This window comes from Streptomyces sp. NPDC047917, assembly GCF_043204345.1.
Lineage (GTDB): Bacteria > Actinomycetota > Actinomycetes > Streptomycetales > Streptomycetaceae > Streptomyces > Streptomyces sanglieri.
Genome location: NZ_JBIDCA010000039.1, coordinates 1 through 5,352, shown reverse-complemented (window position 1 = coordinate 5,352; position 5,352 = coordinate 1). Strand labels below are relative to the sequence as shown.

Here is a 5,352-nt window from a genome sequence, read left to right as displayed (position 1 = left end):
CGCCGGAAAGGGAAACGCGAAAGCGAAGAACTGGAAAGCGAAAAGCAGGATCCCGCTTCGACCGGGAATCGGACACGAAAGAGTCTGATAGAGTCGGAAACGCAAGACCGAAGGGAAAAGCCCGGAGGAAAGCCCCAGAGAGTGTTCTGCGGGTGAGTACAAAGGAAGCGTCCGTTCCTTGAGAACTCAACAGCGTGCCAAAAGTCAACGCCAGATATGTTGATACCCCGGCCTGCTTCGGCAGGTTGGAGGTTCCTTTGAAAGTCCTACGGGGTCACTGACCCGGTAGGCAATTTACACAGCGAGGACGCTGTGAACGACCGGTCTTATTCCGTCCGGTCGTTCCGCTCTCGTGTTGTGTTGTCCCGATCACGGGAAAACATTCACGGAGAGTTTGATCCTGGCTCAGGACGAACGCTGGCGGCGTGCTTAACACATGCAAGTCGAACGATGAAGCCCTTCGGGGTGGATTAGTGGCGAACGGGTGAGTAACACGTGGGCAATCTGCCCTTCACTCTGGGACAAGCCCTGGAAACGGGGTCTAATACCGGATAACACTCTGTCCCGCATGGGACGGGGTTGAAAGCTCCGGCGGTGAAGGATGAGCCCGCGGCCTATCAGCTTGTTGGTGGGGTGATGGCCTACCAAGGCGACGACGGGTAGCCGGCCTGAGAGGGCGACCGGCCACACTGGGACTGAGACACGGCCCAGACTCCTACGGGAGGCAGCAGTGGGGAATATTGCACAATGGGCGAAAGCCTGATGCAGCGACGCCGCGTGAGGGATGACGGCCTTCGGGTTGTAAACCTCTTTCAGCAGGGAAGAAGCGAAAGTGACGGTACCTGCAGAAGAAGCGCCGGCTAACTACGTGCCAGCAGCCGCGGTAATACGTAGGGCGCAAGCGTTGTCCGGAATTATTGGGCGTAAAGAGCTCGTAGGCGGCTTGTTGCGTCGGTTGTGAAAGCCCGGGGCTTAACCCCGGGTCTGCAGTCGATACGGGCAGGCTAGAGTGTGGTAGGGGAGATCGGAATTCCTGGTGTAGCGGTGAAATGCGCAGATATCAGGAGGAACACCGGTGGCGAAGGCGGATCTCTGGGCCATTACTGACGCTGAGGAGCGAAAGCGTGGGGAGCGAACAGGATTAGATACCCTGGTAGTCCACGCCGTAAACGTTGGGAACTAGGTGTTGGCGACATTCCACGTCGTCGGTGCCGCAGCTAACGCATTAAGTTCCCCGCCTGGGGAGTACGGCCGCAAGGCTAAAACTCAAAGGAATTGACGGGGGCCCGCACAAGCAGCGGAGCATGTGGCTTAATTCGACGCAACGCGAAGAACCTTACCAAGGCTTGACATACACCGGAAAGCATCAGAGATGGTGCCCCCCTTGTGGTCGGTGTACAGGTGGTGCATGGCTGTCGTCAGCTCGTGTCGTGAGATGTTGGGTTAAGTCCCGCAACGAGCGCAACCCTTGTTCTGTGTTGCCAGCATGCCCTTCGGGGTGATGGGGACTCACAGGAGACTGCCGGGGTCAACTCGGAGGAAGGTGGGGACGACGTCAAGTCATCATGCCCCTTATGTCTTGGGCTGCACACGTGCTACAATGGCCGGTACAATGAGCTGCGATGCCGCGAGGCGGAGCGAATCTCAAAAAGCCGGTCTCAGTTCGGATTGGGGTCTGCAACTCGACCCCATGAAGTCGGAGTTGCTAGTAATCGCAGATCAGCATTGCTGCGGTGAATACGTTCCCGGGCCTTGTACACACCGCCCGTCACGTCACGAAAGTCGGTAACACCCGAAGCCGGTGGCCCAACCCCTTGTGGGAGGGAGCTGTCGAAGGTGGGACTGGCGATTGGGACGAAGTCGTAACAAGGTAGCCGTACCGGAAGGTGCGGCTGGATCACCTCCTTTCTAAGGAGCATCTAGATTCCGCAAGGAGTCCAGAGGCCATTACGTCGGCAAATGTTCGACGGTGGTTGCTCATGGGTGGAACGTTGACTATTCGGCACGACAGGTTGTTTTTCACTAGTACTGCTTCGGCGTGGAACGTGGGGGACGGCAGGTCGGGTCGGGCACGTTGTTGGGTATCTGAGGGTACGGCCGTGATGGTCGCCTTCAGTTGCCGGCCCCAGTGAACCTGTTCTTCGGAGCGGGGTGATGGGTGGCTGGTCGTTGTTTGAGAACTGCACAGTGGACGCGAGCATCTGTGGCCAAGTTTTTAAGGGCGCACGGTGGATGCCTTGGCACCAGGAACCGATGAAGGACGTGGGAGGCCACGATAGGCCCCGGGGAGCTGTCAACCGAGCTTTGATCCGGGGGTGTCCGAATGGGGAAACCCGGCAGTCGTCATGGGCTGTCACCCGCTGCTGAACACATAGGCAGTGTGGAGGGAACGAGGGGAAGTGAAACATCTCAGTACCCTCAGGAAGAGAAAACAACCGTGATTCCGGGAGTAGTGGCGAGCGAAACCGGATGAGGCCAAACCGTATGCGTGTGATACCCGGCAGGGGTTGCGCATGCGGGGTTGTGGGATCTCTCTTTCACAGTCTGCCGGCTGTGAGGCGAGTCAGAAACCGTTGATGTAGGCGAAGGACATGCGAAAGGTCCGGCGTAGAGGGTAAGACCCCCGTAGCTGAAACATTGACGGCTTGCTTGAGAGACACCCAAGTAGCACGGGGCCCGAGAAATCCCGTGTGAATCTGGCGGGACCACCCGCTAAGCCTAAATATTCCCTGGTGACCGATAGCGGATAGTACCGTGAGGGAATGGTGAAAAGTACCGCGGGAGCGGAGTGAAATAGTACCTGAAACCGTGTGCCTACAAGCCGTGGGAGCGTCGCTGTATGTGCTTGCACATGCAGTCGTGACTGCGTGCCTTTTGAAGAATGAGCCTGCGAGTTTGCGGTGTGTTGCGAGGTTAACCCGTGTGGGGAAGCCGTAGCGAAAGCGAGTCCGAATAGGGCGTTTCAGTAGCACGCTCAAGACCCGAAGCGGAGTGATCTAGCCATGGGCAGGTTGAAGCGGAGGTAAGACTTCGTGGAGGACCGAACCCACCAGGGTTGAAAACCTGGGGGATGACCTGTGGTTAGGGGTGAAAGGCCAATCAAACTCCGTGATAGCTGGTTCTCCCCGAAATGCATTTAGGTGCAGCGTCGTGTGTTTCTTGCCGGAGGTAGAGCACTGGATAGGCGATGGGCCCTACCGGGTTACTGACCTTAGCCAAACTCCGAATGCCGGTAAGTGAGAGCACGGCAGTGAGACTGTGGGGGATAAGCTCCATGGTCGAGAGGGAAACAGCCCAGAGCATCGACTAAGGCCCCTAAGCGTACGCTAAGTGGGAAAGGATGTGGAGTCGCAGAGACAACCAGGAGGTTGGCTTAGAAGCAGCCACCCTTGAAAGAGTGCGTAATAGCTCACTGGTCAAGTGATTCCGCGCCGACAATGTAGCGGGGCTCAAGCGTACCGCCGAAGTCGTGTCATTCACACATATAGGGCCAACGCCTGTGTGGATGGGTAGGGGAGCGTCGTGTGCCGGGTGAAGCAGCCGCGGAAGCGAGTTGTGGACGGTTCACGAGTGAGAATGCAGGCATGAGTAGCGATACACACGTGAGAAACGTGTGCGCCGATTGACTAAGGGTTCCTGGGTCAAGCTGATCTGCCCAGGGTAAGTCGGGACCTAAGGCGAGGCCGACAGGCGTAGTCGATGGACAACCGGTTGATATTCCGGTACCCGCTTTGAAACGCCCAGTACTGAGCCCATTAATGCTAAGTCCGTGAAGCCGGCCCGATCTCTTCGGAGTTGAGGGTAGTGGTGGAGCCGATGAACCAAGGTGGTAGTAGGTAAGCGATGGGGTGACGCAGGAAGGTAGTCCAGCCCGGGCGGTGGTAGTCCCGGGGTAAGGGTGTAGGCCGTGTGGTAGGTAAATCCGTCACACATTGAGGCTGAGACCTGATGCCGAGCCGATTGTGGTGAAGTGGATGATCCTATGCTGTCGAGAAAAGCCTCTAGCGAGTTTCATGGCGGCCCGTACCCTAAACCGACTCAGGTGGTCAGGTAGAGAATACCGAGGCGTTCGGGTGAACTATGGTTAAGGAACTCGGCAAAATGCCCCCGTAACTTCGGGAGAAGGGGGGCCATCACTGGTGATTGGATTTGCTCCATGAGCTGGGGGTGGCCGCAGAGACCAGCGAGAAGCGACTGTTTACTAAAAACACAGGTCCGTGCGAAGCCGTAAGGCGATGTATACGGACTGACGCCTGCCCGGTGCTGGAACGTTAAGGGGACCGGTTAGCTGACTTTCGGGTCGGCGAAGCTGAGAACTTAAGCGCCAGTAAACGGCGGTGGTAACTATAACCATCCTAAGGTAGCGAAATTCCTTGTCGGGTAAGTTCCGACCTGCACGAATGGCGTAACGACTTCTCGACTGTCTCAACCATAGGCCCGGTGAAATTGCACTACGAGTAAAGATGCTCGTTTCGCGCAGCAGGACGGAAAGACCCCGGGACCTTTACTACAGTTTGATATTGGTGTTCGGTTCGGCTTGTGTAGGATAGGTGGGAGACTTTGAAGCAGCCACGCCAGTGGTTGTGGAGTCGTCGTTGAAATACCACTCTGGTCGTGCTGGATGTCTAACCTGGGTCCGTGATCCGGATCAGGGACAGTGTCTGATGGGTAGTTTAACTGGGGCGGTTGCCTCCTAAAGAGTAACGGAGGCGCCCAAAGGTTCCCTCAGCCTGGTTGGCAATCAGGTGTTGAGTGTAAGTGCACAAGGGAGCTTGACTGTGAGACCGACGGGTCGAGCAGGGACGAAAGTCGGGACTAGTGATCCGGCAGTGGCTTGTGGAAGCGCTGTCGCTCAACGGATAAAAGGTACCCCGGGGATAACAGGCTGATCTTCCCCAAGAGTCCATATCGACGGGATGGTTTGGCACCTCGATGTCGGCTCGTCGCATCCTGGGGCTGGAGTCGGTCCCAAGGGTTGGGCTGTTCGCCCATTAAAGCGGTACGCGAGCTGGGTTTAGAACGTCGTGAGACAGTTCGGTCCCTATCCGCTGTGCGCGTAGGAATATTGAGAAGGGCTGTCCCTAGTACGAGAGGACCGGGACGGACGAACCTCTGGTGTGCCAGTTGTCCTGCCAAGGGCATGGCTGGTTGGCTACGTTCGGAAAGGATAACCGCTGAAAGCATCTAAGCGGGAAGCCTGCTTCGAGATGAGTATTCCCACCAACTTGATTGGTTAAGGCTCCCAGTAGACGACTGGGTTGATAGGCCAGATGTGGAAGCCCGGTAACGGGTGGAGCTGACTGGTACTAATAGGCCGAGGGCTTGTCCTCAGTTGCTCGCGTCCACTGTGTT

Annotated in this window: 2 rRNA genes; both read left to right on the top strand. The window is 57.0% G+C overall.

Annotated features, from left to right (window positions below):
• Nucleotides 1-382 precede the first annotated feature (382 nt).
• Nucleotides 383-1,908: ribosomal RNA gene (locus ACGF8B_RS42000) — 16S ribosomal RNA — on the top strand.
• 297 nt (nt 1,909-2,205) lie between these two features.
• Nucleotides 2,206-5,330, top strand: a 23S ribosomal RNA gene (locus ACGF8B_RS41995).
• The 16S and 23S rRNA genes sit together here, the layout of an rRNA operon.
• Nucleotides 5,331-5,352 lie beyond the last annotated feature (22 nt).